The organism is Burkholderia sp. BCC0405 (assembly GCF_902833075.1).
Classification (GTDB): domain Bacteria; phylum Pseudomonadota; class Gammaproteobacteria; order Burkholderiales; family Burkholderiaceae; genus Burkholderia.
The window spans coordinates 134,734-159,259 of record NZ_CADFEO010000011.1 but is presented as its reverse complement, the minus strand read 5'-3'; the positions used below and the strand labels follow the sequence as shown (position 1 = coordinate 159,259).

Here is a 24,526-nt window from a genome sequence, read left to right as displayed (position 1 = left end):
CGGCCCGCCGGAACAACGCTTCTCCCGACGCCCGGCGCGTCACCTATCCGTCATCCCGTTGCGTACCGTGCATCGGTACACTTTCCCGTCCGCGCGAGCGCCGCGGCGACGAACGGCGCCCGTCCGGCGCGCCGCATCGCAGCGCCGTCTGCCGCTCCTCATCACCGCATCCTGAACAGCGCCTATACCGGCGTCTCGTGACGTCCGTCGCGCCCATCCTTGCATTGCGCCGCCGGCTTGCCTGATTGCCCGGCGGCACCGCAGTCCGAAGCATTTCAATTGAGCTTGAAAAAGCAAACGCAAGCAGTTCGGTTCGAGGTTCAAGGAGAAAAACTCATGTCGCAGCTTTCGAATGAAGAAGCAAACGGCAGTGCGGGGAGTGGCAAGGTCAAGCTGATCAAGTGGGCGATCATCGTCGCCGGCGTCGCAATCGCGGCACCGGCCGCGTTGTTCATCCTGAAGGGGGTGGTCGCGCTGGTCACGGCGGGCGTGATCGGCCTCGGCGCGATTTATTTCGCGCCAGTCGTCGCGATGAAGTTCGCGAACCAGAAAGTGAAGATGATCGTCGAGGAGGCGCAGGCCAATCCGATCGAGACGCTGATCAACCAGCTCGCGGAAAAGCGCCAGGCGGCCCAGAAATTCGCGGACAGCATCACGGCGTTCCGCACCGAGGTGAAGAACTTCGAGAGCAAGACGGAGTTGTTCGAGAAGCAGTATCCGGACGATGCGCCACGCTTCCGGCAGCAGCTCGACACGATGAAGCAGCTGCTCGCGTTCCGCGAGGGGCGCTACAAGCAGGTGCAGGCCGAACTGAAGAATTTCGCGTCGGCGATCGACCGCGCGAAGGCGATGTGGGACATGTCGCAGGCCGCGCAGCAGATGAACAAGCTCGCGGGCCGGCAGGCGTCCGACACGTTCGAGCAGATCAAGACCGACGTGGCCGTCGATTCGGTGATGCGCTCGGTCAACAAGGCGTTCTCCGAAATGGAGACGTCGCTGATGGACAACCCCGAGGTCAAGCAGGCGCAGCAGCAGGCGGTGATGAATGCGCCGCACACGCCCGGGCTCGATGCGGCGAACCCCGCGCAACTGCCGTCGAAACAACAATAACTTCCTGCAGGCTCGCAACCATGAAAAAACTTCTTGGCGCCATCGCATTCCTGGTCGTGCTCGTCGGCGTATGGATCGTGCATCAGGGCGGCCTGTCGACACTGATTCCCGCGCATGACGCGGCCCCGGCCTCGACGTCCGCGCAAAGTGGCGACACCGGGCAGTCCGCGCAGACGTCGCCGTCGTCCAGCGTGCTGCCGGCGGGCTTCACGCCGCAGGCCAGCGCGCTGAAATCGATTGCCGAAAACGGCATCGTGCGGATCTCCGTGCAGAACCCGAGCGAACCGTTCTTCGGCGAGGACAAGGGCACGCCGCACGGCTTCAACGTCGAATTCGCGCGGCTGCTGTTCGCGGATCCGTCGTTCTCGCACGGCGGCAAGCCGGTCGTCGTCGATACGCGTCACGAGGTCGACACGTATCCGGGCGTGCCGAAGCAGCTGCTCGATACGGATGCGAAGGGGAACCACGTGGTCGACGTGGCGATGGACGGGCTGACGTTCCCGGACAACACGCCGCCGGGCGTGGTCTATTCGGTGCCGTACGTCGACGATTTCGGCTATTCGCTGATCGTGCGGCAGGGCTCCGCGATCCGCTCGACCGACGATCTCGCGGGCAAGACGGTCGGCATCCTGAAGGGCGACCCGGACGTGCGCGCATTCGTCACGCGCCAGTATCCGAACGTGAAGTTCGTTGAAGTCGACGATTCCGATCCGGCGTTCATCGCGAAGAGCATCGACGGCCATACGGTCGACGCGTTCATCTACGACTATCCGTTCGCGGTCAGCTCGATCAAGGACACCGACCTGAAGTTCGCGGTGACCAAGCTCGACGGCTCGAACATCGCGTACAAGATCGGCGTGCGCGCCGACGACCAGGATCTGCTGATCTACCTGAACGCCGCGATCGCGAAGCTCAAGCAGTCGCCGCAGTATCTCGACCTGCTGCGCAAGTACTTCGTCAGCGACCAGGCGGTGACGACCGCGGCCGCGTCGGGCGAGCACACGTACGTGGTGAAGGCGGGCGACACGCTGAACATGATCGCGGCGAGCAAGCTCGGCAGCGGCCAGCGCTATCGCGAGATTCAACGCCGCAACAACCTTGCCAACCCGAACCTGATCCTGGCGGGCCAGCACCTCGTGATTCCGGTGCGGTAACGGCGGCGTGACGTGAACGAAGGAAGCTGAAGGGACGTGAAAGACTGCGCGCGGCCCGGCGGAGGAGATCCGCCGGGCCGCGCGCTTTTTTGCGTCAGTGAGTGATCGACAGGAACAGGTACGCGGCGAACAGCGACAGGTGCACGACGCCGTGCAGCACCGTCGTGCGCCCCTGGCTGAGCGTCAGCGTGCTGACCAGCAGGGTCAGCGCCAGCAGTACGGTTTCCATCGGGCCGATGCCGAGCGTGAGCGGCTGGCCGACCCAGATGAACACGGCCGCGACGGTCGGGATCGTGAGCCCGATACTCGCGAGCGCCGAACCGAGCGCAAGGTTCATGCTGGTCTGCAGGCGGTTCGCACGCGCGGCGGTGACGGCCGCGAGCCCTTCCGGCAGCAGCACGAGCGCGGCGATCACGATGCCGACCGCGGCTTCGGGCGCGCCGAGCTTCATTACGGCGTGCTCGACGGCCGGCGACAGCAGCTTTGCGAGCAGCACGACCGCGACGAGGCTCGCGAACAGCAGCAGCATGCTGATCACGGCGGTGCGGTTGCTCGGCGGTGCCGCGTGCACCGATTCGTTCGCGCTGTCGTGCGTGGTGAGGAAGTAGTCGCGGTGCCGAACCGTCTGCACGAACACGAATGCGCCGTACAGCACGAGCGACGACACGCCGGCGAACGCGAGCTGCGATTTCGAGAAGAACGGGCCGGGTGCGGCGTTCAGGTAGTTCGGCATCACGAGCGACAGCACCGACAGCGACGCCAGCACCGCGAGCGCCTTGCTTGCGCCGCGCCCCTGGAAGTCCTGTTCGCCGTGCCGCCACGCGCCGACCAGCAGGCAGATGCCGACGATGCCGTTGCAGATGATCATCACGGCGGCGAACACGGTGTCGCGGGCGAGGCCCGATTTCTCGGGGCCCGCGCCAAGCATCACCGACACGATCAGCGCGACTTCGATGACGGTCACGGCGACCGCGAGCACGAGCGTGCCGAACGGCTCGCCGACGCGGTGCGCGACGACTTCCGCATGGTGGACAGCGGCGAACACGGCGCCGGCGAGTGCGGCGGCGAACACCGCGATGACGAGGCCTTCGGCCGGCACGACGCGCGACAGCGCGAGGACCAGCCATGCGGCAAGCGGGGCCACGAGGGTCCAGCGCGGGAGCTGGTTGGACGAGAGCGGCATGAAGGGTTTCCTTATGCGAGTGGCGGCGCGCGACGCGCCGTCACGGGTTGACGAAGCCCGGCCGTACTATCCGCCGAACGAGGACGATGAAACCGAAAGGTGGCGGCACGCAACGGTGCTGCCCTGGGTTCGCCGCCGTGAGGCAGCGAGGGGCGCGGGCGGGCCGAAGCCCGTCGCTGGATGAAACGGTTCGATGCGGCTGGCCGCACGTGGCGACGCGAGCACATGAGACGCGGCCCGGGCCGGAGGCTCGGTTCCGACCCCGGAAGGGCGGACGACGGTCGCAGCGTGACACGCGGGTTCCCCCTGAAATCCGGCGATTTGTCGAATTTTATCAGGCGTTCGGGGGGGCACTATCTCATATTCGAATGCTTTCATTGACCTTTCTGTCCGCAAAAAGTGCCCCGACCTTTCAATTTTTTTGTCTTTGCAGTTTCCGTAACGGTCTCTTGCACGACAAATTCGGGCTCGCCCTGACATAAATCTACCGACCGGTCGGTTTATAATTGCTCGCACCTCCACTTCTTGACGGATCGCAAGCGATGGCTGTTTCTTCTGCACATTCGGTGAACTCGGGCGCGCTGGCGCCGTCGGCCGTCGTCGGCGTGATCGGTGCCGGCGCGATGGGCGCGGGTATTGCGCAGGTCGCGGCGGCGGCCGGTCATACGGTGCTGCTGTACGACCTGAACGCCGCCGCCTGCGACAAGGCGCTGGCCGGCATCCGCGCGCAGTTCGCGCGGCTCGCGGAGAAGGGCCGGCTCGAACCCGCCCAGGCCGACGCGGCCGGCGCCCGGATTCGTGCGGTGCGCGAACTGGCCGACTTCGCGGGCGCGGCATTGATCGTCGAGGCGGCGGCCGAGCGGCTCGACGTGAAGCGCGAGATCTTCGCGACGCTCGAGCGCCATGTCGACGACGCGTGCCTGCTGGCCACCAACACGTCGTCGATCTCGATCACGTCGATCGCGGCCGGGCTGCGCGTGCCGCAGCGCGTCGCCGGCCTGCATTTCTTCAACCCGGCGCCGCTGATGGCGCTCGTCGAGGTGGTCAGCGGGCTCGCGACCGCGCCCGAGGTCGCACAGGTGCTGGTTGCGACCGCCGCCGCGTGGGGCAAGCAGCCCGTGATGGCGAAATCGACGCCGGGCTTCATCGTCAATCGTGTCGCGCGGCCGTATTACGCGGAGGCGCTGCGCGTGCTGAACGAGCAGGGCGGCGCGCCGGCGTCGATCGACGCGGTAATGCGCGAGGCCGGCGGCTTCCGGATGGGGCCGTTCGAGTTGATGGACCTGATCGGCCACGACGTGAACTTCGCGGTGACCGAGTCGGTATTCCGCGCGTACTTCAACGATCCGCGCTACACGCCGTCGCTGATCCAGCAGGAACTCGTGAACGCGGGCTTCCTCGGGCGCAAGTCGGGTCGCGGCTTCTATGCGTATGCGGACGACGCGACGCCGCCCGCGCCCGATCTCGAACCGCAGCGCGACGCGCCGGCCGAAGTCGTGCTGTTCGCGCAGGACGGCCCGGCCGCCGCGCTGCACGCGCGCTTTGCCGAACGCATCGCCGGCGCCCGGCAGGCCGCCGCGACCGCCGACGACCTGCTCGCGACGGCCGGCCGCGCATCGATCGCGCTGACCGACGGCCGCACCGCGACCGCGCGCGCCGCGCAGACGGGCGCCGCCGATCTCGTGCTGGTCGACCTTGCGCGCGATTACGCGCAGGCCGGACTCGTTGCGCTGACGCGCGCGCTCCAGTGCAGCGATGCGGCCTATGCGGACGCGGTCGGCCTGTTCCAGCAGGCCGGTTTTCGCGTCGTCGGCGTGGCGGACGTGCCGGGCATGGTCGCGATGCGCACCGTCGCGATGCTCGCGAACGAGGCGGCCGACACGGTGAACCAGGGCGTGTGTTCGCCCGCCGATCTCGATCTCGCGATGGAGAAGGGCGTGAACTACCCGTGCGGCCCGCTCGCGTGGGCCGATGCGATCGGCATTGGCCGCGTGCATCGCGTGCTGTCGAACCTGGCGGCGAGCTACGGCGAGGATCGCTATCGCGTGTCGCCGCGCATTGCCGCGCTGCATGCGGCCGGCCGCACGTTCCGGTCGTAGCCGTCGCCCCCGTTGCTTCGAACACGATAACGACATCACTCCATTGGAGGAGCCCCCGATGACTCACCCGACGCATCCCGCCGCCACCCTCGAGCCGATCGAGACCGCCAGTCGCGACGAACTGCAGGCGCTGCAGCTCGAGCGCCTCAAGTGGTCGCTGCGCCACGCGTACGACAACGTCCCGCACTATCGCCGCACGTTCGAGGCGGCGGGCGTGCATCCGGACGACCTGACGTCGCTCGCCGATCTCGCGAAATTCCCGTTCTCGACCAAGAACGACTTGCGTGACAACTATCCGTTCGGGCTGTTCGCGGTGCCGCGCGAGCAGGTCGTGCGCGTGCACGCGTCGAGCGGCACGACGGGCAAGCCGACGGTGGTCGGCTACACCGCGCGCGACATCGATACCTGGGCGAACGTGACCGCGCGCTCGATCCGCGCGGCGGGCGGCCGTCCCGGCGATACGCTGCACAACGCGTTCGGCTATGGGCTCTTCACCGGCGGCCTCGGGATTCATTACGGCGCGGAGCGGCTCGGCTGCATGGTCGTGCCGATGTCGGGCGGGCAGACCGAGAAGCAGGTGCAGCTGATCCGCGATTTCGAGCCGAAGATCATCCTCGTCACGCCGTCGTACATGCTGAACCTGATCGACGAGATGGTGCGGCAGGGGATGGACCCGGCCGAGTCGTCGCTGAAGATCGGCATCTTCGGCGCCGAGCCGTGGACGCAGGCGCTGCGCGAGGAAGTCGAGACGCGCGTGGGCATCGACGCGCTGGACATCTACGGCCTGTCGGAAGTGATGGGCCCGGGCGTCGCGTGCGAATGCGTCGAGACGAAGGACGGCCCGGTGATCTGGGAAGACCATTTCTACCCGGAAATCATCGACCCGGTCACGGGCGAGGTGCTGCCCGACGGCAGCCACGGCGAGCTCGTGTTCACGTCGCTGACGAAGGAAGCGATGCCGGTGATCCGCTACCGCACGCGCGACCTTACCGCGCTGCTGCCGCCGACCGCGCGCGCGATGCGCCGTCTCGCGAAGATCACGGGCCGCTCCGACGACATGCTGATCGTGCGCGGCGTCAACGTGTTCCCGAGCCAGATCGAGGAGATCGTCGTCGCGCTGCCGCAGTTGTCGGGCCAGTTCCAGATCACGCTGTCGCGCGACGGTCATATGGACCGGCTCGACCTCGCGGTCGAACTGCGCTCCGAAGCGGCCGCGTCCGTCGGCGAAAGCGATCGTGCGGGGCTCGCGCGTGAGCTGCAACACCGGATCAAGACGCTGGTCGGCGTGTCGTCCGGCGTGACGGTGCTGGCGGCGGGCGGCATTCCCGCGACTGCGACCGGCAAGGCCCGGCGCGTGATCGACCGCCGCCAGGCCGCCTGATTCCCATGTTTGCCGTTCAACCCGAGGAAACCTGTTCGATGGATGAATTGAAGACCCTGGCCGTCACGGTCGATGCACGCGGCATCGCAACCGTCGCGCTGCAGCGCGGCGACGTGCTCAACGCATTCGACGAGACGATGATCGCCGAACTGACCGATGCGTTCACCACGCTCGGCCGGCGCGACGACGTGCGCGCGATCGTGCTGCGCTCGGACGGCCGCGCGTTCTGCGCGGGCGCCGACCTGCAATGGATGCAGCGCGCGAGCGCGAACGACGCGGCGGCGAACCTGCGCGACGCGCAGCGGTTCGCCGCGATGATGCGCGCGATCCGGCAATGTCCGAAGCCGACGGTGGCGCGTGTGCAGGGCCATGCGTTCGGCGGCGGCGTCGGCCTGTGCGCGGCGTGCGACATCGTGATCGCGAGCGATCACGCGCGCTTCTCGGTCAGCGAAGCCCGTTTCGGGATCCTGCCGGCCGTGATCGGCCCGTATCTGGTCGAGGCGGTCGGCCAGCGCCAGGCGCGCCGGCTTGCGCTGACGGCGACCCAGCTCGCCGCCGGCGAAGCGGTCGCGATCGGCCTGATTCACCAGGCCGTGCCGCTCGATTCGCTTGACGAAGCACTCGACAAGACGCTCGCCGAACTCGGCCGCAACGGCCCGAATGCGCTGATGGAGATCAAGCGCTTCTTCGACGCGATCGGCGAGTATCCGCCGTCGGACGAGCGTGCGGCGTTCACCGCGCAGACGATCTCCCGCGTGCGGGCAACGCCGGAAGCAAAGGAGGGCTTCACCGCGTTCTTCGCGAAGCGTCCGCCGGCATGGGAGGCGGGCGCCGAGTAAGGGGAAACGACGGCGAAACGGCGACGATCGACGGCACGACGGGCGCGGCCGAGTTTGGCGGCGCGGGCGCTTGCTCTACAATGCGTGACCTCCGGCGCGCTGCCGGCCCAGCCCCGACCGATTCTTCCCCGATGATCGTCAACCGCCTTATCTCCGAGATCCTGTTCGGCTTCACCGGCCTGATCGGCATCATCAACCCGATCGGCATCGCGTTCCTGTTTCTCGAACGGACCGAGGCGCTCACCGAGCACGAACGCGATCTGCTCGCGAGGAAGGTCGCGTTCAACGCGTTCATCGTGCTGATGGTCGCGTTCTTCGCCGGCACGCCGGTGCTGCATTTCTTCGGGATTTCGATGGAAGCGCTGCGGATCGGCGGCGGCTTCGCGGTTGCCGTCGCGGGCTGGCAGATGCTGAACGAACCCGACGGCCCGGGCGGCGGCGACACGCCGGTCAAGCCGATCGACGCGAACGCGATCATGACGCGCGCGTTCTTCCCGTTGACCATGCCGCTGACGGTCGGCCCCGGCTCGATCGCGACCGCGATCGCGCTGAATGCGAACCGCACGCACAAGCTGTCGGAATTCATGCTGTCGAGCATCGTGTCGATCGCCGTCTCCGTGCTGGTCGCGATCGTGATCTGGCAGGTCTACAGCCGCTCGGCGCTGCTGTCGCGCTACCTCGGCAGCGAAGGCACCAAGGTCGCGAAGCGCGTGTCGGCCTTCCTGCTGCTGTGCATCGGTGTGCAGATCATGCTGACCGGCTTCTCCGCGTTCCTGCAGCCGATCGCCGACCAGGCCAAGTAAGCAAGTAAAAAGCAAGTAAGCGGCCGGCGCCGCTGCGCTCGCGCCGCGCAGCCGGCGCCCCGTGCGATCTCGCGCCGACGGGCATTGCCTTCGTACCAAGTGGCGACGCCGCACGCATTCTTGCCGCCCGGGATACCATGCGACGGTTCGGCGGATGCGCGGCGCGCGTCCGGCCGTCAGCTCAACTTCAATGGCGAGGCGTGCAATGGAATACGTGAAATTCGGATCGACAGGGCTGGACGTGTCCAGGCTGGTGCTGGGTTGCATGACGTTCGGCGAACCGTCACGCGGCACGCATCCGTGGACGCTGCCGGAAGCGGAGAGCCGCCCGATCATCCAGCGGGCGGTCGAAGCCGGCATCAATTTCTTCGATACCGCGAACATGTATTCCGACGGCACGTCGGAGGAGATCGTCGGCCGTGCGCTGCGCGATTTCGCGAAACGCGACGAGATCGTGATCGCGACCAAGGTGTTCTACCGGATGCGGCCGGGGCCGAACGGCGCGGGGCTGTCGCGCAAGGCGATCATGACCGACATCGACCAGAGCCTGAAGCGGCTCGGCACCGACTATGTCGATCTCTACCAGATTCACCGCTGGGACGACGGCACGCCGCTCGAGGAGACGCTCGAGGCGTTGCACGATGTCGTGAAGGCCGGCAAGGCACGCTACATCGGCGCGTCGTCGATGTTCGCGTGGCAGTTCGCGAAGGCGCTGCACACGTCGAAGCAGCACGGCTGGACCCGCTTCGTCAGCATGCAGAACCACCTGAACCTGCTGTATCGGGAAGAAGAGCGGGAAATGCTGCCGCTGTGCGAAGACGAAGGGATCGCGGTGATTCCGTGGAGCCCGCTCGCGCGCGGCCGCCTGACGCGCAACTGGGACGAGTCGACCGAGCGGCAGCAGAGCGACGCGGTCGGCCAGCGGCTTTACGATGCGACGGCGGAGTCGGACAAGGCGGTCGTCGACGCCGTTGCGACGATCGCGGCCGCCCGCAACGTGCCGCGTGCGCAGGTCGCGCTCGCCTGGGTCGCGCAGAAGCGCGGGGTGACCGCGCCGATCGTCGGCATTTCGAAGGCGCGGCAGCTGGACGACGCACTGGCCGCGCTCGAGTTGAAACTGACCGACGACGAGATCGCTACGCTCGAACGCCCGTACGTGCCGCACGCGGTCGCCGGGATCAACTGAGCGGCCGCGCCGCGCGGCCGTCAGCGCGCGGCGTCGAGCATCGGGTAGGTGAACAGGCCGAAGTGGACGATGTTCAGTCCCGCATGCGCGAGCGCGGATGCGAGCAGCCCGCCGCGCCGCCAGGCGAGGCCGTAGCCGATGCCGGCCACCGTGCCGAGCACGATCCATTGCCAGCCGCCGGCCGCATGCGCGGCGCCGAACAGCACCGCGCCGATCGCCAGCGCGACCCATGGCCCCCATGCGAATCCGCGCAGCGCGCGCGTCAGCCCGCCCTGCACGTAGCCGCGGAACAGCGCTTCCTCGGCGAGCGTCACGATCAGCAGGTTGTTCACGAGCCACAGCCAGCCCGACGGCGGCCACTTGGGCGCCCAGCCGACCATCCCGAAAGCGAGCGCGCCGGCCAGGCACGCGGCCGCCGTCGCGACGGCGGCCACCGCGCCGGTGCGCAGCGCGCGCGACAGCGGGACGTCGGGGGCGACCCACGGCAGCACCCACACCAGCCACAGGCCGACGAGCGGTTTGTCGAGATTCAGGTACATCGTGAACGGCACGGCATCCGGCGTGAAGCGCGTCGGGCCGATCACGCCCGGATTGTGGAAGCCGGGAATCAGGTGCAGGCTGAGCGCGATCGCGAGCGCGGCAAAGACGACGTGCGCGGCGATGCGCACCGCGCGCGCTCGCTCGGGCATCGCGCCCCAGGCGGCCGCGGCCAGCAACGCGAGGGGCGCCAGCGCGAGCGGCGCGAGCTTGCCGAACGCCAGCGCGCACGCATAGCCGAGCGCGGCAAGGCCGACGCTCAGGCCGTGCTGCGGGCGATGCCACACGAACGCGGCGGCCGCGAACAGGGCGAGCCAGATCGTGGCGGACGGAAGGAGCGAAAGGGACATGACAGGAGCGGCATTCGTCGGACGAGACGCCGCGCATCATACCGCAGCCGTCTTGCCATGCTGGCCGGAATCGTCGGCGGTCAGCGGCCGGCGGTTTCCGTGACGCCGTCGCGGCCCGGGATGTGGACGCTGTTGCGCTCGCGCATCCGCCGCCGGTACCAGAACGTCCACAGCAGCAGGCAGCCGAACACGGTGTAGCCCATGACCGGCGACACGACCAGCACGCGTTCGACCGGCCAGGTCACGACCATCCAGAGGCGCAGCAGCATTTCCAGGGTCATGAACGCGCCCCAGACGAAGGTCATTCGCTGGAGCATTTGACGCAGCCCCGGCTGTGCGTTCCAGACGGCTTCGAAATGCGCGGCGCCGCCATCCATCTCGCGGGCCACGGTGGCGCGGGCGAGATAGAAGATCAGCGGGCGTGCGCGGAACAGCGACAGCAGGAACACGACGCCGATCGTGCCCGACGCGAGCGATTCGCGCATCAGCAGCGTGCGCGGGCTGCCGCCGAGCGCCATCCCGATGATCGACAGCGAGATGCCGAGCAGCACGATGGCCGCCACCGCATCGACGCGGCGCGAGCGGATGAATTCGACGATCGACCAGATGATCGGCGGGATCGCCGACGCATACAGCGCGCCGGTTTCGCCGAAATAGGGCAGAGCGGCCCGGTAGGCCACCCAGGGCAGCACCAGGTTGACGAAGAGTTCGAGGATCAGTCCGGCTCGCGGTTTCACGGTGAGCAATTCCACGCAGGTTGGGGCGAACGTGCAACGGGCGTGGTGGCCCGCGGTTGCCCCGAAAAGGGTTCGGTCCAGTATATCGAAGAATCGGGCGGGGATGCGGTGCCGCCACGGCCGCCTGCCGCCGGCGCCGCCGTCACGGAAGCGCCGCGGCCGGCAGCGTGATCGTGACCGTGGTGCCCTGCCGCACGACGCTGAGCACGTGGATGGCGCCTTCGTGCCGCTCGACGACGGCGGCAGGGAGGGGAAACGGCAGGCAGGCGCGCCGCCCGTGCACGGGCGGCGCTTCAGGGTGACACTCGCCAGCACGCGTGCCACGGCGCGAATCGCTGCCGCGGCCGCGCGTGCGGTCAGGCGATGCCGGGCTGAACGATGATCTTCACGTTCCGGTCCTTGTGGTTGACCAGTTCCTCGAAGCCGTGCGAGACGATGTCGCCGAGCGTGATGCGCCCGGTGATAAGCGGCTGCACGTCGATGCGGCCGTCGGCGATGAAGCGGATCACGTCCGCGAATTCGCCGTTGTACGCGAGCGAGCCGATTACTTCCTTCTCGGTCGACACGATGTCGAAGAAGTTGAACGGCGCCGGCTCCTCGAAGATGCCGACCATCACCGACTTGCCGGCCTTGCGGATCACGTCGATCGCGAGCTTCGCCGTGGTTGTGTGCCCGATGCACTCGAACGACACGTCGGCGCCGTAGCCGCCGGTCAGCGCGTTGACTTCCGCGATCGCGTCGGACGTCTTCGGATCGATGACGACGCTCGCGCCGACTTCCAGCGCCTTCTGCTTGCGCGCGGCCGACATTTCCAGCGCGATCACGCGCCCGGCGCCTGCGGCCTTCGCACACATGATCGTGCACAGGCCGATCGTGCCCGCGCCGACCACGACGACGGTCTGCCCGACGATGTTGCCGGCCTTCTTCACCGCATGCAGCCCGACCGCGAGCGGCTCGATCAGCGCGCCGGCCTCGGTCGGGAAATCGTCGGGCAGCTTGTACAGCAACTCCGCCGGTACGTTCACGTATTCGGCGAATGCGCCGTTGTTCATCAGCCCGGTGAACGCGAGGTTCTCGCAGATGTTGTACAGCCCATGCCAGCAATACCAGCAGGTGCCGCAATGCTGGCATGCGTCGGCCGTCACGCGGTCGCCGACCGCGAAGCCCGTCACGCCCGCGCCGAGTTCGGCGATCTCGCCGCTGAACTCGTGGCCGAGGATGCACTGGCCCTTCAGGCCCGTCAGTGGATGCGGCGCATCGACCGGGATGAAGACGGGGCCCGCGACGTATTCGTGCAGGTCGGAGCCGCAGATCCCGCACCAGTGCACGCGTATCGTGACCCAGCCTGCCGGCGGGCGCTCCGGAACGGGAACCTGTTCGACGCGGATGTCGTGGCGGCCGTGCCAGACGGCGGCTTTCATGCTGGGAGCTGTGGTCGATGCCGGTGTACTCACGTTGCTGTCTCCATCGGGTTGTCGTCGGGCGCGAGGCGTGGCTGCCGGTGCGCCCGTCGCGCGATTGCGCGATCGACCGGTATGCAGGAACGGGGCCAGCTCGAGGGGTGCGCCGGGCGGCGATCGGACGGGATGAGCGTGGTGCGATGCGGTATTTCCCGGTTCGGTGACAGCAAAAGGTTTGACGGGGGCGCGGCGTGAAGTTTGCTGCGAAAGCTGAACGACACGCCGGTGAGACGCTGGGACGTTCGTCTCAGCGCCATGAGACGAATCGTGAGACGCGCGGCGCCGAAGCGCGTGATCCACGCGCCGACGCGGAACGGGCCGTCGCCATCCGCCGGCGCGCCCTCGATCACGAAGTGCTCGAATGGCCGCCCCATGCCGGCGTCGAATTGCACGACCTGGCCGTCCGGGCCGTCGTGCAGCGGCGCATCGCGCCGGTCGCGTGCGGCGCAGTATCCGGCGACGAAGATGCGCACGGCGGCCTTGCGGCCGGAGAAGGTCGACCAGGCTGCGTCGAGCGGAAGCGGGGCGTCGGGAGCGGGAGAGGCGGTCGGCATGCGGTCGTATGCAGCGTCGTCGGGGCGAAGCCGACAGCTTGGATCAGGCAGGCGCACGCTGCCATGCCGGCTCATTGCCGCGATTGGCGGAACGGATCGTTGCGCACATTACCCCTTTACTTGAAGTGAACTTCAATTTGTATCATGTGCACCAGTCCGATCTCGGACGCGTGACGCATCCCGTTGCACGCGGCCGTTTCAACGGAGGGGGAAATGCCCGAAACACCTGTCGCGGCCGATGCCGCCACGCTGCCGTCGCGCAGCGACCGGGCCGCAGTCGCGAACGTCGTGCTCGCGAGCATCGTGTCGGCGCTGCACGTCGGCAAGGCGACGATCGTATTGCCGTCGCTTCAGCACGAGTTCGGCGGCTCGCTCGCGTCGCTGAGCGGGATCATGCCGGTGTTTCCGTTCGTCGGCGTGTTCGGCGGCATCGCGTCCGGCCTGCTGGTGCGTCGCTGGCGCCGCTCGGCATCGGCTGGGTCGTGCAGGGCAACGATCTCGGACAGGTGATCGGGCCGCTGGCGATCGGCGCGATCGTCGATGCATTGGGCTGGTCGGGCGGCATCGGGCTGATGCTCGCGGCCGCCGTTACCGGCGCGGCGATTGGCCTGTCGCTGCTGCGCGAACCGATGGCCCGGCGCTGAGCGCGGCGCCGTTCAACCTGCACGGAAATCCGTCAAGCATGCTCAACACCATGGAAAGCCTGATTTGCGAAGAAGACGTGCCGTGCGATGCGCCGGCAGGGGGCGAAGACGATGCGATGCCGCCGCGTGGCGGCGTCGCGCATCCGCTCGCGGCGATCGGTCGAGCGCCGGTTCCCGAGCACGCCGCAGCGGCCGTCTCGCCGTTGCGCCCGCAACTGTTCGTCACGGTGCTGGAGGCCGACGACAGCGCGCTGCTGATTCGCTGGGTCGAGAGCGGCCGGTGCCATTACGGCGAGCAGCGCTGGCGCTTGCGCGTCGCGTTGCAGCCGGGCCGCTGTGCGATCTCGGGGCAGCCGATCGAGCCGGGCGATCCGGTGTTCCGGCCGGTGCGGCGGCCCGTGCCGGCCAATGGCGACGAGATGATCTGCCCGGCGTCGGTGCCGGGGGCCGCCGGCGTGGCGTGCGACGTTGCGCCGGACGGCGACGATGCACACGCGCCGGCCGACGTTTTCGGCTGAATGCCGGCCGGCTGCGACGCCGCGTTACTTCTTCAGGTCGTGCCGGTACTGGATGAACCCGGCGTGGTTCGCGAGCTTGTCGTACAGCGCGCGCGCCGTCGTGTTGGTTTCGTGCGTGAGCCAGTACACGCGGCTCGCGCCGGCTTCGCGGGCATGTTCGTACACGGCCTCGATCAGCGCGCCGCCCGCGCCTTGCCCGCGTGCGTCGGGCGCGGTGTACAGGTCCTGCAGGTAGCAGTACGGCCCTTCGGTCCAGCACGAGCGGTGGTAGATCGAATGCACGATCCCGACCAGCACACCTGATGCGTCGAATGCGCCGAGCACGAACATCGGCTCGGCGGGATCCATCAGGCGCGCCCACGTCGTCGCGAACACCGCCTCGCTCAGCGCGGTGTCGTAGAACTTCTGATAACCCTGCCACAGCGGGCGCCACGCGGCTTCGTCGGCGGCGACGAGCGGGCGCACCGTGACGCGCGTCGCGTCGTTCGCGCGGCTGGCCGCATCGCGCGCGTTCGCCTGCGCGTGGCGGATGGCGGCAAGCGACTGGCGCTGCTCGCCTTGCGCGTCGAAGTTCTCCGGAGCGAGCCACGCGTCGAACGCGGCGCGGACGTCCGGCCATTCGCTGTCGATGATCGAGAACCACGCGGTGTCGCGATTGCGGCCGCGATAGATGATCGCCTGCCGGAACGTGCCTTCGTAGCGGAAGCCGAGCCGTGCGGCGGCCTTGCGCGACGGGATGTTCAGGTCGTCGCACTTCCATTCGTAGCGCCGGTAGCCGAGCGTGTCGAACGCGTACTTCATCAGCAGGAACTGCGCTTCGGTCGAAATGGGCGTGCGCTTGAGCAGCGGCGAGAACGTGACGGAGCCGACCTCGATCACGCCGTTGGCCGGATCGATGCGCATCAGCGCGAGCGTGCCGACCGCGCGGCCCGTGGCACGGTCGATCACCGTGTAGTGCAGCGGATCCGGGCTCGCCTGCGCGCTCCGCGCGTAGTCGCGGTAGCTCGATTCGTCGGCGTACGGGCCGTGTGCAAGATAGGTCCAGTCGCTGCCGTCCGGCGCCTGCGCGTAGGCGGCGTGCAGGTCGGCCGCATGGCGCTCGGCGTCGAGCGGTTCGAGCCGGCAGTAGCGGCCTTCGAGCACGATGCGTTCCGGGCGCGGGCGCGCGGACCAGTCGGGAACGGGGTGGCCGATGGGTTGCTGGAAAGCGTTGGTGAGCGTGGACAAGGTCGATCTCGCTTCGGTTGGCGGCCGGCGACATGCCGGCATGCAGACGATCGTAGTCGCGACGAGGTACCATGAGAAGCGCCACAGATTGGCAAATTTATGGTGCCACGAGCTTCGGGGTGCGAACCGCGAGCCCGTCCTTCACTGGCGGTGCGCCACTAGCCGTGCGCCACTAGCCGTGCGCCCCGTTCCAACATTTTCACGCTGCGATGTTCCGATGACGACCGCCCTTCCTTCCGGCGATGCACCGCTGCTGCCGCTCGACGCGCCGCTGGCGCGCACGCCGGGCGCGCCTTCGCTGCAGCGCCAGTTGCTGCGCCGCGTGCGCGACGCGATTCTCGGCGGTGCGATGCCGGCCGGCACGCGGCTGCCCGGCACGCGCGCGCTGGCCGAAACGCTCGGCGTGTCGCGCAACACGACAGCCGCCGTCTACGAGCAGCTCGTCGCGGAAGGCTTCCTGCAATCCGATCGCCGCGGCACGCGCGTGGTCGGGCTTTCACGGCCGACGCCGCCGCGCCGGCGTGCCGCGCCGCCGGCCGTTGCGCAGCGGCTCGGCCGGATTCGCCCGAGCCGCATCGGCACCGGCGAATCGGAGGGCTTCCGGCCGGGTGTGCCCGCGCTGGCGCATTTCCCGGCGGACGCATGGCGCCACGCGATCGACCGCGCGCTGCGCCGCGCCGGCCGCGACCTGCTCGGCTATGGCGATCCGCTCGGCGAGCGCGCGCTGCGCGAATCGATCGCGCGCCACCTGGCCGTGACACGCGGCGTGCGCTGCGATCCCGAGCAGATCGTGATCACGGAAGGCGCACAGGGCGCGATCGCGCTGTGCGCGCAGTTGCTGACGAACCCGGGCGATACGGTGTGGGTCGAGGAGCCCGGCTATCGCGGCGCGCGCACCGCGATGCAGGCGGCCGACCTCGACGTCGTGCCGATGCCGGTCGACGCGGAAGGGCTGCGCACGGAAGCAGACGACTGGCGCGAGCGGACGCCGCGCCTCGTCTATACGACGCCGTCGAACCAGTTCCCGACCGGCGCCGTGCTGTCGATCTCGCGCCGGCTCGCGCTGATCGATGCCGCGCGCCGGCATCGCGCGTGGATCATCGAGGACGACTACGACAGCGAATTCCGTCATACCGGCGAGCCGATCGGCGCGATGCACGGGCTCGCGCCCGATTCGCCCGTCGTCTATCTCGGCTCGTTCAGCAAGACGATGTTTCCGGCGCTGCGGATCGGTTTTCTCGTGCTGCCCGACGCATTGCTGGCGGCGGTGCGGCCGGTGTTGCCGGAGATGCTGCGCGGCGGGACGCGCCACGTGCAGCTCGCGCTGGCCGATTTCATCGAGACGGGCGAGTACGGGCGCCATCTCGGCCGCATGCGCCGTCTGTACCGCGACCGGCGGCGATTGCTGCTCGTCGCGCTCGACCGCACCCTGAGCGTGCCGCATCAGATCGAGGGCGGGCCGTGCGGGCTGCATCTCGCACTGCGGCTGCCGGCGCGCTACCGCGATCGCGCGATCGTCGACGCGGCGCGAGCGCACGGCATCGGGCCGTTCCCGCTGTCGGGCTTTTCGATCGATGCGGCGTCGGCGGGCAACGGGCTCGTGCTCGGTTTCGGCAATACGTCGGCCGACGCGTTCGAGCCGATGTTGAGGATGCTGTCGGCGATCGCGGAGCGGGTGGGTGGGGCGTGAGGCGAGACTCGCCGTTCAATCACGGCAATTTATTTTGCCAACCTTATAAATCTTGGATTTTTAAAATCAAGGTTGATGTTCGTCGATTTTTGGTCTCGCTCCCCGAGCTGAACATGCCGCGGTCTTGATCGTCAGAAATGGTCGCGTGGTGGATGTGCGGATTGACGAACCGCGCACTTTGTTCGAAACGAATGCCGTGGCGGCTCCACGCCTGCCGTGCCACCCGGCATTCGGGTTTCGATTCGTATGTTCGAACAGGCCGCGTGGACTATAAATGGATGCGTGTACCGGTGCTTGTCGGGTGCCTGCGCGTCTCGCGCATGTCGGCGCCGCGACGCCCGGGGGAGGTGCACCGTGGTTCGCCAGACGCTTGCTCGCGCCGTGCTTCGCACCGCGTTGATCGGGGGCGTGTTTGCCGGCTGTTGGCTGGCCTCGCCGGCCGCCCTTGCCGGAACCCTCTCGCCGCCCGTTACGCCCCACCCCATGAAGCAGCGCCCGGCTGCCGCGCCTTACGCGATGCCGGTCGACTTTCCGGCAATCGTCGACCGCTACGGCCCGGCGGTCGTGACCATCATGACCGCCGCACCCGACCAGCAGGCGAGCGGTCCGTCTTTCGCGATCCTCGATCCCGACGATCCGCTCGCCGCGTTCTTCCGGCATGACACGCCGCCGCCCGCACAGGGCCCGCAGGCGCAGGCGCAAGCGCAAGCGCCGGCCCCCGACACGGCGCCACGTGCGGTATCGGGCAGCGGCTCGGGTTTCATCGTCAGCGCCGATGGCCTGGTTCTGACTTCGGCCCACGTCGTGGACGACGCGACCGACGTGACGGTGCGGCTCACCGACCGCCGCGAATTCAAGGCGACCGTGCTGGCCGTCGATCCGCAAAGCGATGTCGCCGTGCTGCGCGTCGACGCGACGAAGCTGCCGTTCGTGCGCGTCGGCGATTCGTCGAAAGTGCGCGCGGGCGAACCGGTGATGACGATCGGTGCGCCGGACGGATCGGGCAACACGGTCACGGCCGGCATCGTCAGCGCGACATCGCACCGGCTGCCGGACGGCAGCGCGTTTCCGTTCTTCGAAACCGACATCGCGCCGAATCCCGACAACTCGGGCGGCCCCGTGTTCAATCGGGCGGGCGACGTGATCGGTATCGCCGTGCAGGTTTATACGGGCACCGACCGCTACGCGAGCACGACGTTCGCGATCCCGATCGCGTTTGCGGCAAAGGTGCGTGCGCAACTGCAGAAGCAGATGCAGGCTCAGGCGCAACCGTCCCAGGCGCCGGACGCGTCGTCCGGCAATGCGCTCGGCGTCGACGTGCAGGATGTCGGCATCGGGCTTGCCGCGGCGTTCGGGCTGCCGCGTCCGGCGGGCGCGCTCGTCAACGGCGTCGCGCCCGGCTCGCCGGCTGCCGCGGCCGGCGTGCGGCCCGGCGACGTGATCGTGAAGCTGGGTGACAAGACGATCGGCCGCTCGGCCGAGCTGAACGACCTGGCCGCCGCGCTGCCGCCCGGCCAGAAAGCGCCGCTGCGGCTGATCCGCAACCGCGCGCCGGTGATGCTGACGATCACGGGCGCCGACGAGGCCGCCGGCAACGCGGGCGCGGCCGTCGGCATGGCCGCGCCGAAGGGGGCTGCACGAACGGGGCCGGGAGCCGGGGCGGGAGACGGCGGCGACCGTCTCGGGCTGACGATGCACGCGCTGAACGACGACGAGCGCCGTTCGACGGGACTCGCGGTCGGGATGATGGTGGACGCGGTGCACGGCCCGGCGGCCAGGGCCGGCATCCAGCCGGGCGATGTCGTGCTGGAGCTCAACGACACGCTGCTGGAGACGCCGGACGACATCCAGTCGCTCGAAGCGAGCGGCGGCAGCGTGATCGCGGTGCTGATCCAGCGCAACAACGCGCGGAGGTTCGTGTCGGTGCACGCGCGTTAGGGCGTTGACGCGGACGGTGTCGTCCCCCTACCATCGTCCGATATCGCACGCAGTCAGCCAGGCAACCAGGAGCCATCCGGCATGAAAGCAGCCATCTTCATCGTAGTCGTCCACAGGCGCAGGGTCCGGTAGCGGCACCGCGCCGGCACCCATGCGCCCCCGACTCGTTCGGGGGCTTTTTTTTCGTTGCGCACGGCCGTGCGGCACGTGCGTGGAGGGCATTCGCTTGCAATCGAACCTGCCGATCGCTTCCGACCGGGCGTCGCCGAGATACGCGACGCTGATCCTGCTGTGCGCGTGCTCGGTGCTGCCGCTGAGCCTGTTCCTGCCGTCGCTGCCGGCCATCGCGCGCGACCTGCGCGCCGACTATGCGCTCGTCGCGCTGTCGCTCGGCGGTTACGCGGCCGTGGCCGCGTCGCTCGAGTTCGTGATGGGGCCGCTGTCGGACCGGTTCGGGCGGCGGCCGGTCGTGCTGGCGAGCGTCGGCGTGTTCGCGCTCGGCTCGCTCGGCTGCGCGATGGCGACCGATATTCGTGCATTCCTCGCCTGTCGGCTGATGCAGGCGGCGATCACGTCGGTCTATCCGGTGTCGATGGCGACGATCCGGGATACCGGCGGCGGTGCCCGCGTGGTGAGCCGGATCGGCTATGCGGCGATGGCGGCCGCGTTCGCGCCGATGCTCGGCCCGACGCTCGGCGGCGCGATCGACCAGACGATGGGCTGGCGCGCGAGTTTCTGGCTGCTCGGCGCGGCCGGCGTCGCGCTGTTCGTCTGGTGTGCGTTCGATCTCGTCGAAACCCATGCGAACCGGTCGTCGAGCCTCGCGCAGCAGCTTCGCGCGTATCCGGCGCTGCTCCGTGCGCGCCGTTTCTGGGCCTATGCGCTCTGCATGGCGTTCTCGACCGGCTCGTTCTACGCGTTCCTGGCCGGTGCGCCGCTCGCCGCGCAAACGGTGTTCGGCATCGCGCCCGCGGAGATCGGCGTCTACATGGGCGCCATCACGGCCGGTTTCGTGTGCGGCAGCTTCCTGGCCGCGCGTTACGCGCGCGGCTACGCGCTGGCCACGACGATCCTGTGCGGGCGCGTCGTCGCATGCGCGGGGCCGCTGATCGGCCTCGCGCTGATGTTCGGCGGCGCGACGCAGGCGATTGCATGGTTCGGGCCGTGCGTGCTGGTCGGCATCGGCAACGGGCTGACCAATCCCGGGGCGCATGCCGGCGCGGTGTCGGTGCGCCCGGAACTGGCAGGCAGCGCGTCGGGGCTGGCGGGCGCGATGACGATCGCCGGCGGCGCCGCGCTTTCGTCGCTGACGGGGGCGGTGTTGACGGCCGGCAACGCGGGCTATGCGCCGCTCGTGATGATGCTGTTGTCGGCCGCGATCGCGCTGGCGGCGGCCGTCTGTGTGCGGGTGTTCGATGCCAGGGAGGCCGGGCGCTGAACGACGGCGCGCGGAACCGGGGGCCGGTGAGGGCACGCTACCGCGCCGCCGGCGATTGGCGGAGAATCGATCAAATATCGGGAGACGACGCGCCCGCCGCACGCTGAGCACGCGCCGACGCGAGAAGGGCGACTGGACGAGGATGTGATGAGCGACTTTTCTGATTTCCAGCGAGACATTGCCGATGCCGCGAGAGCGACATTCCGGGCGCTGCGGGCGCAGCACCCGGACGAGCATTTCTATGCGTTCGCGCTGTATACCGACAGCGGCGCGATGACGGTGGTGCCGGCGGCCAATTCGGTCGAGGGGCTGCGCCGGATCCGCGCGCAGCAGGCGATGCCGGACGACGACCCGTGGTATGTGTGGGGCTTTTCCGAATGGGCGTACGCGGCGGCGGAAGCGTCGCCGTTCAATGCGATCTGCGGCAAGCTCGCCGATGACGTGCTGAGCCCGCGGTTCGTCCGGTCGAGATTCCCGGAATTTGCGCGGCAACTGCATGCCGAGATGATCGGAGCGTTGCGCCTGCTCGACCGCGAGGGCCTGTTCGGCACGGGCGACGAAAGGGCGGCGATCACGCTGTTCGTGTCGATCAGCGACGACGACGCTGCCGAAGCGCTGGAAAACGAATCGGCGAAGGTGCTGAATCCGCCGGCCGTCGCCGACGCCTTCCTGCGCCGCTACGACTGACCGGCATCGGGATATCGCACGGCGGCCCCGGGCAGGCGGCCGCCATGCGTGCCGCGTGACGGACTACGGCTTACGGCTTCGCGCCCACGACGAATTCGAACGTCGCGACGCCGTCGACGCCGCCCGTGACGCGGTCACCGGGCTGCAGCGCGCCAACGCCGGCCGGCGTGCCGGTGAAGATCAGGTCGCCGGCCTTCAGTTCGACCGAGCGCGACACATAGGCGATGACGTCGGGCACGGCCCAGATCATGTCGGCCAGGTCGCCTTGCTGGCGTGTGTCGCCGTTCACCGCGAGCCAGATGCGGCCCGTCGTCGGGTGGCCGGTGGCCGATGCCGCGCGCAGCGCGGTCACGGGGCCCGATGCGTCGAAGCCCTTGGCCCAGTCCCACGGGCGGCTCAGCTTCTTCGCTTCGGCCTGCAGGTCGCGGCGCGTGAGGTCGACGCCGACGCCATAGCCCCACACGTGCGACAGCGCGTCGGCCGGGTCGATCGACCGGCCGTCCTTGCCGATCGCGACGACCAGCTCGATTTCATGATGGAGGTCGTTCGTCAGCGGCGGATAGGCGACGGTGCCGCTGGCCGGGACGATCGCGTCGGCCGGCTTCGTGAAGAAGAACGGCGGTTCGCGGTCGGGATCGGCGCCCATTTCGCGCGCGTGGTCGGCGTAGTTGCGGCCGACGCAGAAGACGCGGCGCACCGGAAAGCGCGCGGACGACTGGTCGACTTTGACGGAAGGACGCTCGGCAGCGTCGATGACATAAGCGGACATCGGATGGCCTCGTTCGGTGGGAAGACGGATGCCGCGCCCGTGCGGCGCACGGGCCGGCATGCATGCAACGATACCCGACGCCCGCGCGGCCGGATGCGACGCAACTGCGTTTTACCGGGACAAAACTACGCGTCGGTGGCCGCCGGTGTGTCGTCGCCGCCCGGCCGCGCGGCATTCGCGTCGCGGTACGCCTTCGGCGACACGCCGACCCGCGCGCGGAAGCGCCGCGCGAAATACCCTTCGTCGCGGAAACCGACCGAGCGTGCGATGTCCGCGATGCGCCGGCTCGTGTGGGCCAGCAGCGACTGCGCGAGCGCGATCCGGCGCTCGGTCACGAGATCGGTGAAGGTGCTGCCGGTTTCCTTGCGGACCAGGTGCGCGAGGTAGTTGGGCGACAGGAACGCCGCCTCGGCGGTTGCGGCGAGCGTCAGGTCCTCGCGGGTCAGGTTGGCGCGCACGTGCCGCATCACGCGCGCGAGCGCGTCGCGCCGGCCCGCGCGCTGGGCGCCGCGCTGCGCGAGCTTGTCGAGCGCACCCGCGTACTGCGTGCAGACGAGGCCGATCAACTGCAGCAGGTAGCCGCGCAGCAACGTGGTCGAGCCGAATGTGCGCACGCGATCGGTGTCGAGCATGCACAGCGCGAGGCGGCGCGCTTCGTCGTACGTATCGCCGGTCAGGATGAAGTCGAGGTGTTCCTGGAAGCGGAACGGCGTCAGCTCGGGAAAGCGGTGCGCGGGCACGTCCTCGAGATCGAGCGGGTCGACGTCGAGATCGGCGCGCAGGAACGCCTGGCTGAAGTTGATCACGATGAAGTGCGCGCCTTCCGGATGCGGGATCAGGTGCTCGCGGTGCGGCAGCACGAACGCGAGCGCGCCGCGCGGAAACGGCCGCGTGACGCCGCCGATCCGCTGCTCGGTGTCGCCGCCGAGATTGAACTGGATCTGGAAATACGCGTGCCGGTGCGGCTCGGTGATCGCCTGGCGCGACGCCTGGTCGCGGATGTAGAAGTCGAGCCGGTCGCTGCGTTCGGGCATCCCGTACAGGCGCGGCGGGGCGGTGGAGGGCATGAAGGATTCTGCTGGTCGTGACGCGGTTGAGCCGCGATGGTACAGCGAAACCGGCCTGTGCCGGGCAGCAGGGAGAATCCGGAGCCGCTGCCGCGGCGGGATCGTGCCCCTGGCCGGGAATGGCCCTGACATCGAATGGCAGGGCCACGCGCCGAACTGCGGCGTCGCCAGGTGCGACGCCGGCCGGCGGAGCTCGAAGCGGCGATTGAGCCGGTTACTGAGCCGTATAGCCGCCGTCGACCATCAACGACGATCCATTGACGAACGACGCGTCGTCGCTGGCGAGAAACAGCACGGCGCTCGCCACTTCCGCCGCTTTCCCGAGGCGCCCCATCGGATGCAGCGCGATCAGCGCCTGTTTTTGCGCGACCGGCGCGTCTTTCAGCAGCGGCGTGTCGATATACCCGGGACACACGGCATTCACGCGAATGTTGTGCTGACCATAGTCGATCGCGAGCGTCTGCGTCAGGAGCTTCACGCCGCCTTTCGCGGCGGCATAGGCCGTCACGCCCGATTTCCCGACGTGACTGTGGATCGAGCCGCAATTGACGACGACACCGCTGCCTTGCTTGCGCATTTGCTGAATCGCATATTTATCGCAAAGATAAACACCGGTCAGATTGATATCGATCGTCTTTTGCCACGAGGATTCGTCGAGATGTTCGATGCAATCGTCGGCTGCGATGCCGGCATTGGCGAACATGATGTCGACGCGCCCGTAAATTCGTACGGTTTCAGATATCAGTTTCTGAACCGCTTCGCTATCCGTTACATCCGTATGAATATACGTAGCGTGTCCGCCATTTTCGACGATCTCGCCGGCGAGCCGCGCACCCTGGTCCGTCAGGTCGGCAATCACGACACTGGCGCCTTCGCGGGCAAACGCGCGAACCGTGGCTTCACCAATACCGCTTGCACCACCGGTGACGATCGCAACCTTGTTATCGAAACGCATCATTGCACTCCTTGAGCTCATGCTCGTTATTCACTGGGAAGGCAATGAGGCTAGCACAATGAATGCGGGCGAATAGTGAGGCGAGATTATCTCGATTTAAATTGCGTGTTTATTTCGAGAGAGTCGCGATTTGATGGATTTTATGTTGAGCGGTGATGGCGAAAATAGGGGAAATCGTAAAAACCGATTTCCCCGGACGC

At 68.3% G+C, this 24,526-nt stretch carries 22 protein-coding genes and 1 pseudogene; 14 read left to right on the top strand and 9 right to left on the bottom strand.

The features are described 5' to 3' along the window. Positions 1-336: 336 nt before the first annotated feature. Both HWX36_RS20000 and HWX36_RS19995 read left to right on the top strand, forming a co-directional pair. Positions 337-1,110 (top strand): hypothetical protein, encoded by a 774-nt coding sequence (locus HWX36_RS20000; protein WP_175953945.1) that lies wholly within the window; start codon positions 337-339, stop codon positions 1,108-1,110. Positions 1,111-1,130: 20 nt separating this feature from the next. Next, a complete protein-coding gene (locus HWX36_RS19995; RefSeq protein ID WP_175953943.1) occupies positions 1,131-2,264 on the top strand; it encodes a transporter substrate-binding domain-containing protein in 1,134 nt (377 codons plus the stop codon). A gap of 94 nt (positions 2,265-2,358) precedes the next feature. Here the strand turns inward: HWX36_RS19995 and HWX36_RS19990 are convergent, their stop codons facing one another. Continuing rightward, positions 2,359-3,447 carry an ionic transporter y4hA gene (locus HWX36_RS19990; RefSeq protein WP_175953940.1) on the bottom strand — a complete coding sequence of 363 codons (1,089 nt, stop codon included), beginning with the start codon at positions 3,445-3,447 and terminating at the stop codon, positions 2,359-2,361. Positions 3,448-3,989: 542 nt separating this feature from the next. On the opposite strand from HWX36_RS19990, the gene HWX36_RS19985 reads away from it, so the two are divergent. The 5 genes from HWX36_RS19985 to HWX36_RS19965 all read left to right on the top strand — a co-directional run bounded on the left by HWX36_RS19985 (position 3,990) and on the right by HWX36_RS19965 (position 9,755). Next, the gene (locus tag HWX36_RS19985; RefSeq protein ID WP_175953938.1) at positions 3,990-5,546 is read left to right on the top strand and encodes a 3-hydroxyacyl-CoA dehydrogenase; all 1,557 of its coding nucleotides are present in this window, start codon (positions 3,990-3,992) and stop codon (positions 5,544-5,546) included. A 58-nt stretch (positions 5,547-5,604) separates the two neighbouring features. Beyond that, entirely contained in the window at positions 5,605-6,927 is a 1,323-nt protein-coding gene (gene paaK, locus HWX36_RS19980) for a phenylacetate--CoA ligase PaaK (RefSeq protein ID WP_175953937.1), read from the top strand. Between the two features lie 38 nt (positions 6,928-6,965). Next, the gene (locus HWX36_RS19975) at positions 6,966-7,766 is read left to right on the top strand and encodes an enoyl-CoA hydratase-related protein (RefSeq protein ID WP_175953935.1); all 801 of its coding nucleotides are present in this window, start codon (positions 6,966-6,968) and stop codon (positions 7,764-7,766) included. 131 nt (positions 7,767-7,897) lie between these two features. Further along, a complete protein-coding gene (locus HWX36_RS19970; RefSeq protein ID WP_175953933.1) occupies positions 7,898-8,569 on the top strand; it encodes a MarC family protein in 672 nt (223 codons plus the stop codon). 205 nt (positions 8,570-8,774) lie between these two features. Further along, on the top strand, positions 8,775-9,755 hold the full coding sequence (locus HWX36_RS19965) for an aldo/keto reductase (RefSeq protein WP_175953931.1): 981 nt from the start codon (positions 8,775-8,777) through the stop codon (positions 9,753-9,755). A gap of 20 nt (positions 9,756-9,775) precedes the next feature. Here HWX36_RS19965 and HWX36_RS19960 read toward each other — a convergent pair whose 3' ends face one another. The 4 genes from HWX36_RS19960 to HWX36_RS37245 all read right to left on the bottom strand — a co-directional run bounded on the left by HWX36_RS19960 (position 9,776) and on the right by HWX36_RS37245 (position 13,393). After that, a complete protein-coding gene (locus HWX36_RS19960; RefSeq protein ID WP_175953929.1) occupies positions 9,776-10,642 on the bottom strand; it encodes a CPBP family intramembrane glutamic endopeptidase in 867 nt (288 codons plus the stop codon). A gap of 80 nt (positions 10,643-10,722) precedes the next feature. Continuing rightward, positions 10,723-11,379: a VC0807 family protein gene (locus HWX36_RS19955; protein ID WP_175953926.1), complete on the bottom strand. Its 657-nt coding sequence runs from the start codon at positions 11,377-11,379 to the stop codon at positions 10,723-10,725. Positions 11,380-11,735: 356 nt separating this feature from the next. Continuing rightward, positions 11,736-12,800 carry a 2,3-butanediol dehydrogenase gene (locus HWX36_RS19950; protein ID WP_175953925.1) on the bottom strand — a complete coding sequence of 355 codons (1,065 nt, stop codon included), beginning with the start codon at positions 12,798-12,800 and terminating at the stop codon, positions 11,736-11,738. Positions 12,801-12,829: 29 nt separating this feature from the next. Next, positions 12,830-13,393, bottom strand: a complete 564-nt coding sequence (locus HWX36_RS37245) for a hypothetical protein (RefSeq protein WP_244136468.1) — start codon at positions 13,391-13,393, stop codon at positions 12,830-12,832. Positions 13,394-13,606: 213 nt separating this feature from the next. Between HWX36_RS37245 and HWX36_RS19940 the strand changes: the two are divergent. From HWX36_RS19940 to HWX36_RS19930, 3 genes and pseudogenes are all read left to right on the top strand, one after another. Continuing rightward, positions 13,607-13,852, top strand: a pseudogene (locus HWX36_RS19940) (MFS transporter); the annotation flags it as partial. Positions 13,853-13,899: 47 nt separating this feature from the next. After that, on the top strand, positions 13,900-14,037 hold the full coding sequence (locus tag HWX36_RS19935; RefSeq protein WP_175953923.1) for a hypothetical protein: 138 nt from the start codon (positions 13,900-13,902) through the stop codon (positions 14,035-14,037). A 38-nt stretch (positions 14,038-14,075) separates the two neighbouring features. Beyond that, complete coding sequence (locus HWX36_RS19930) at positions 14,076-14,555, top strand: DUF3331 domain-containing protein (RefSeq protein ID WP_175953921.1); 480 nt, start codon at positions 14,076-14,078, stop codon at positions 14,553-14,555. A 24-nt stretch (positions 14,556-14,579) separates the two neighbouring features. On the opposite strand, the gene HWX36_RS19925 is transcribed toward HWX36_RS19930, so the two are convergent. Further along, complete coding sequence (locus tag HWX36_RS19925) at positions 14,580-15,782, bottom strand: GNAT family N-acetyltransferase (RefSeq protein ID WP_175953919.1); 1,203 nt, start codon at positions 15,780-15,782, stop codon at positions 14,580-14,582. A gap of 217 nt (positions 15,783-15,999) precedes the next feature. On the opposite strand from HWX36_RS19925, the gene HWX36_RS19920 reads away from it, so the two are divergent. The 4 genes from HWX36_RS19920 to HWX36_RS19905 all read left to right on the top strand — a co-directional run bounded on the left by HWX36_RS19920 (position 16,000) and on the right by HWX36_RS19905 (position 21,535). Next, positions 16,000-17,472, top strand: coding sequence for a PLP-dependent aminotransferase family protein (locus HWX36_RS19920; RefSeq protein ID WP_175953917.1), 1,473 nt, complete (start codon positions 16,000-16,002; stop codon positions 17,470-17,472). Positions 17,473-17,826: 354 nt separating this feature from the next. Continuing rightward, on the top strand, positions 17,827-19,410 hold the full coding sequence (locus HWX36_RS19915) for a trypsin-like peptidase domain-containing protein (RefSeq protein ID WP_175953916.1): 1,584 nt from the start codon (positions 17,827-17,829) through the stop codon (positions 19,408-19,410). Between the two features lie 226 nt (positions 19,411-19,636). Beyond that, positions 19,637-20,848 carry an MFS transporter gene (locus tag HWX36_RS19910; RefSeq protein ID WP_175953914.1) on the top strand — a complete coding sequence of 404 codons (1,212 nt, stop codon included), beginning with the start codon at positions 19,637-19,639 and terminating at the stop codon, positions 20,846-20,848. Positions 20,849-20,995: 147 nt separating this feature from the next. Next, complete coding sequence (locus HWX36_RS19905) at positions 20,996-21,535, top strand: DUF4303 domain-containing protein (protein WP_175953912.1); 540 nt, start codon at positions 20,996-20,998, stop codon at positions 21,533-21,535. 70 nt (positions 21,536-21,605) lie between these two features. Here HWX36_RS19905 and HWX36_RS19900 read toward each other — a convergent pair whose 3' ends face one another. From HWX36_RS19900 to HWX36_RS19890, 3 genes are all read right to left on the bottom strand, one after another. After that, positions 21,606-22,304 (bottom strand): fumarylacetoacetate hydrolase family protein, encoded by a 699-nt coding sequence (locus HWX36_RS19900; RefSeq protein ID WP_175953911.1) that lies wholly within the window; start codon positions 22,302-22,304, stop codon positions 21,606-21,608. A 125-nt stretch (positions 22,305-22,429) separates the two neighbouring features. After that, positions 22,430-23,371 carry a helix-turn-helix transcriptional regulator gene (locus HWX36_RS19895; protein WP_175953909.1) on the bottom strand — a complete coding sequence of 314 codons (942 nt, stop codon included), beginning with the start codon at positions 23,369-23,371 and terminating at the stop codon, positions 22,430-22,432. A gap of 214 nt (positions 23,372-23,585) precedes the next feature. Further along, complete coding sequence (locus tag HWX36_RS19890) at positions 23,586-24,329, bottom strand: glucose 1-dehydrogenase (protein ID WP_208457807.1); 744 nt, start codon at positions 24,327-24,329, stop codon at positions 23,586-23,588. Positions 24,330-24,526: the final 197 nt, after the last annotated feature.

Coding starts and splice junctions, on each gene's coding strand:
- HWX36_RS20000 (WP_175953945.1), top strand. CDS start 337: ATGTCGCAGCTTTCGAATGAAGAAGCAAACGGCAGTGCGGGGAGTGGC.
- HWX36_RS19995 (WP_175953943.1), top strand. CDS start 1,131: ATGAAAAAACTTCTTGGCGCCATCGCATTCCTGGTCGTGCTCGTCGGC.
- HWX36_RS19990 (WP_175953940.1), bottom strand. CDS start 3,447: ATGCCGCTCTCGTCCAACCAGCTCCCGCGCTGGACCCTCGTGGCCCCG.
- HWX36_RS19985 (WP_175953938.1), top strand. CDS start 3,990: ATGGCTGTTTCTTCTGCACATTCGGTGAACTCGGGCGCGCTGGCGCCG.
- paaK (WP_175953937.1), top strand. CDS start 5,605: ATGACTCACCCGACGCATCCCGCCGCCACCCTCGAGCCGATCGAGACC.
- HWX36_RS19975 (WP_175953935.1), top strand. CDS start 6,966: ATGGATGAATTGAAGACCCTGGCCGTCACGGTCGATGCACGCGGCATC.
- HWX36_RS19970 (WP_175953933.1), top strand. CDS start 7,898: ATGATCGTCAACCGCCTTATCTCCGAGATCCTGTTCGGCTTCACCGGC.
- HWX36_RS19965 (WP_175953931.1), top strand. CDS start 8,775: ATGGAATACGTGAAATTCGGATCGACAGGGCTGGACGTGTCCAGGCTG.
- HWX36_RS19960 (WP_175953929.1), bottom strand. CDS start 10,642: ATGTCCCTTTCGCTCCTTCCGTCCGCCACGATCTGGCTCGCCCTGTTC.
- HWX36_RS19950 (WP_175953925.1), bottom strand. CDS start 12,800: ATGAAAGCCGCCGTCTGGCACGGCCGCCACGACATCCGCGTCGAACAG.
- HWX36_RS37245 (WP_244136468.1), bottom strand. CDS start 13,393: ATGCCGACCGCCTCTCCCGCTCCCGACGCCCCGCTTCCGCTCGACGCA.
- HWX36_RS19930 (WP_175953921.1), top strand. CDS start 14,076: ATGCTCAACACCATGGAAAGCCTGATTTGCGAAGAAGACGTGCCGTGC.
- HWX36_RS19920 (WP_175953917.1), top strand. CDS start 16,000: ATGACGACCGCCCTTCCTTCCGGCGATGCACCGCTGCTGCCGCTCGAC.
- HWX36_RS19905 (WP_175953912.1), top strand. CDS start 20,996: ATGAGCGACTTTTCTGATTTCCAGCGAGACATTGCCGATGCCGCGAGA.
- HWX36_RS19900 (WP_175953911.1), bottom strand. CDS start 22,304: ATGTCCGCTTATGTCATCGACGCTGCCGAGCGTCCTTCCGTCAAAGTC.
- HWX36_RS19895 (WP_175953909.1), bottom strand. CDS start 23,371: ATGCCCTCCACCGCCCCGCCGCGCCTGTACGGGATGCCCGAACGCAGC.
- HWX36_RS19890 (WP_208457807.1), bottom strand. CDS start 24,329: ATGATGCGTTTCGATAACAAGGTTGCGATCGTCACCGGTGGTGCAAGC.